This window comes from Streptococcus sp. HMSC034E03, from assembly GCF_001811505.1.
Classification (GTDB): Bacteria; Bacillota; Bacilli; order Lactobacillales; family Streptococcaceae; genus Streptococcus.
In genome coordinates, this window is sequence record NZ_KV804918.1 from 1 (window position 1) to 3,574 (window position 3,574).

2 protein-coding genes are annotated in these 3,574 nt (G+C 43.5%); both read left to right on the forward strand.

All coding sequences use genetic code 11. From position 1 onward, the window contains the following. A partial coding sequence (locus HMPREF2805_RS00215; protein WP_075230957.1) for a phage tail tape measure protein occupies positions 1 to 3,336 on the forward strand: 3,336 nt, incomplete at its 5' end. Next, a partial coding sequence (locus HMPREF2805_RS00220) for a distal tail protein Dit (RefSeq protein ID WP_398577610.1) occupies positions 3,333 to 3,574 on the forward strand: 242 nt, incomplete at its 3' end. The genes HMPREF2805_RS00215 and HMPREF2805_RS00220, both read left to right, overlap by 4 nt.

The following is a 3,574-nucleotide window of genomic DNA, read 5'->3' on the forward strand; positions in this document are numbered from 1 at the left end:
CTTGCTGGACTAACTGCTCCAGATATCCTTGGTCTTGCTACTGCGATGAGTTCGGTTGGTATCGAGGCTGAGGCTGGTGGTACCGCTATGACTCAAACTTTGACGGCTATTGGTAATGCTGTTTCATTGACAGGTAAGGGCGCAGCGGATGACTTGAACCTTATCGCCAAAACTGCTGGAATGACCTCAGAGGAGTTTCAACAGGCTTGGAAAGAGAAACCGGTCGTTGCTTTGCAATCATTTATCAAAGGGCTCAAGGATGCACAAGAAAAAGGCGTTAACATGAACGCTATTTTGGCGCAACTTGGAATGACGGGTATTCGACAAAGTAACATGTTGAAATCCTTAGCTTTAGCATCTGATAAAATGGGCGATGCTGTTGATCGTTCAAACAAGGCTTGGAAAGAGAATACTGCTCTGACAAATGAAGCCAATAAGCGATATGAGACCACAGAGTCACAATTGAAGATGTTCAAGAACCAGGTAACTGACTTGGCTATTGAGTTTGGTGGGCCACTTCTAAAGGCTCTCCGTGACGGTCTAAAAGCTGGGAAACCTTGGATTGACATGCTAGCTGAAATGGCTAAACATTTCAGTTCCATGTCTGAAGAGGAACAAAGAAACGTTCTAAAATGGGCAGCGTTAACCGCAGGAGCTGGTCCAGCGTTAACACTTTTAGGAAAAGGTATTGGAATTGTAGGAGGCTTGACAAAAGGAATTGGCTGGCTTACTAAGGGAACTGGCAAAGCGGTCGGCGGCATGAATTTAATGTATAAGACTTTCCAAGCTTTTAGAACAACCGGAAATCTATCGTCTGCCTTTAAATTGGCATCTGGTGGAGCAGTAGCGCTTGGGAATGCGACTGCATCAGCATCAACTTCAACGGGGCTTCTGACAACATCAATGGGGACGCTTGCGAATCCTCTAGGTTTAATAGTCGGAGGTCTCGGCCTTACTACCGCCGCACTTGTCTATCTTGGAAACGAGAAAGACAAGGCTCGCATCAAGACTGAAGAGTTTGGCTCTCAGTTGAGTGATACTGCTCGTGGAGAATTGCGAAGTTTTCAAAAAACGGTTGATGAAACCAGTACGGCTGTTGCAAACTTCGGTACTCATGCTGGAGATGCCGACAAGGTTTCTGGAGCCTTTAAAAAGCTCTATGAAGAAATCGCTACTGCTGCGGACAAGACCAACAAACGAATGGAAGAGTTGGGCGCTAAGTGGGGCCTTAGTGAGGACGATATTGCCAAAGCCAAGGAAAGAAACGGCCAGGTTGTCTCTAATACTGAGGCCATGATGAATCAAATTAATGAGATTTATCAACGTCATAACGGAGATGCGAGCAAGTTCTCTCAAGAGGAGAAAGAAATCATCCTGAATAATCAGAATGAGATGATTAAGGCAAAACTCTCTATGATGAATCTGTCAGCTGATCAGCAGAAGGCTGCTTTACAAGCTTTGAATGGTGATGTCAGAAGTCTGAATGAAACACAATTGAAGCATACTAAAGATGTTTTGAAACAAGCGCTTGATGAGGAAAAGAAACTCTACGAGAACTCAAAAAGTGAGCTGAAAGAGTTGTTAGACGGAAAGGCTATCGATCAAGAAACTTACAACAAGAAATTGCAAACTCTAGAAGCAAACCACACTCAAACGATGGAAGCTCTGGGAAGTAAGTATTACCAGGTCATGCAAAATCTCGATGCAAAGGTGAAAGCTCGAACTGGGCAAAGTTGGAACTATTGGGAAGAAGCCAAGAAAGTTCTGGAGGAGTACGGCCTATCCTATGAAGAAATAGGAAAGAAAGCTGCTGAAGCTTCTCAAAAGGTAGGTAATTCACACAGCATCCTTGCCAATTACACCAATGAGATGAGCAAGGAAGTGAAAGAGGCTAACGATGCCTGGTCGTTGTTGGTCGGTAACATTGATAAGAATGGAAATTTCCAAGTTAAATCTAATGTTAAGGAAGTCATCGGAGAGGCTGCCAAATCTGCTGAAGGTTGGGAACAATTGCAGTTTATAGCTAAAACTGCGGATATCAACTCAAATGCTCGTGTGACTATTGCTGAGGCTCTTGTCGAATCTGGTAAATGGAAAGACATGACTCTCGAAGAGAAACAAGTGATTGTCAAGAACCAAGCTGGGCTACAAGCTATCTTTGATAGTGAAACTCATCTTAAAACATGGAACAGCATGCCAGCGGAAGTCAAAGAACTTCTCATGAAGAATACAGACATCATGAACAAGGCGGAGGAAGCCTCAAAGGCTCTGTCTAACTATGAAGCTCTGAAACCAAAACAGAAGGAGTTGCTGGCCAATGATGAAAGTGTCCGAAAAGCAGTCGCTCGGTCAACTGATACTCTGACAACCTGGAATGCGACCACACCGTTTACAAAAGATTTGAAAGCTGATCCTACGAATGTTTTGAACAATGGCCAGTTATCTATCGATAAGATTACGGCTTGGAATTTTGCATCTGCTGAGACGAAATCTTTGGATGCGGTAGATAATACGAGTGCAGCTGTTGGAAGTGCGATTTTGAGTGTTAACTCACCCAAACAAGAAGCTCCTATCAATTTGTTTGCTGCTGATCAAACAGGCGGTGTACGAAACGAGACGAGCGGTGCTATCAATGCTATCAAGCAATATGATCCAGTGAACATCCTTGCCAAGAATGGCACCAATGACACTGTCAGCGAGGTCAAAAGTGGCGTCAATGGTATCCAAGACAAAACGGTCACTATCAACGCTCGAGACAATGCTTCTGGTGTTCTTTCAGGTATTAAGAGCTGGATTGACAGCGTTACTGGTAATTTCTTTACGAATATCTTTGCGAGCAAGCACGCTCACGGGACCAACTATCACCCTGGTGGGCTTGCTATCGTCAATGACCAAAGAAATAGCAACTATAAGGAAATGGTCACTCTGCCAAATGGTCGGAGTTTCATTCCTCAAGGCAGAGACGTCTTGCTTCCTCTTCCGAGAGGTTCTAAAGTCTTGCGAGCTGATAAAACTAGACGTTTGATGCGTGAGATGGGTGTTCCTAAATATGCTTCTGGTATCGGGATCCCGAGTGATGCGAAATTTCTTCGTGAAATGGAACAAGCTCAACGTAATATCACTATTCAAACTACAAGTGTTCAAAATGGGCAAGATACTGATAAAGTCGTGTCTGAGATGAGGATTCTGAGGTCAAGTTTAGAAAAATTGCTTACTGCTATCCTTAACAAGGACACAAATGCTTATCTGGACAGCTCAAAAGTTACGGATATCGTTACTAAAACTCAGAAAGAGCGTGAGAAAATGCTACTAAGAATGAAAGGGGTGATCGAATGAGCGAAGTGACTATGCGTTTTAATAAAACAGATTTACGAGAGCTTATTGAAATTCATGACATCCAACGTGATGTCGGGAACAATCGCTCTATCTCTATCGATCATGCCCCAAGAATTGGCGTGAATATCCAGCAACAAACGATTGATGCAAAATATATCAAGGTGGACTTCTCTATCTGGTCCAAAGACAGAAATACCCTCAAGCACAAGCTTGCGGGTATTTTTAATGTTGATAGTCC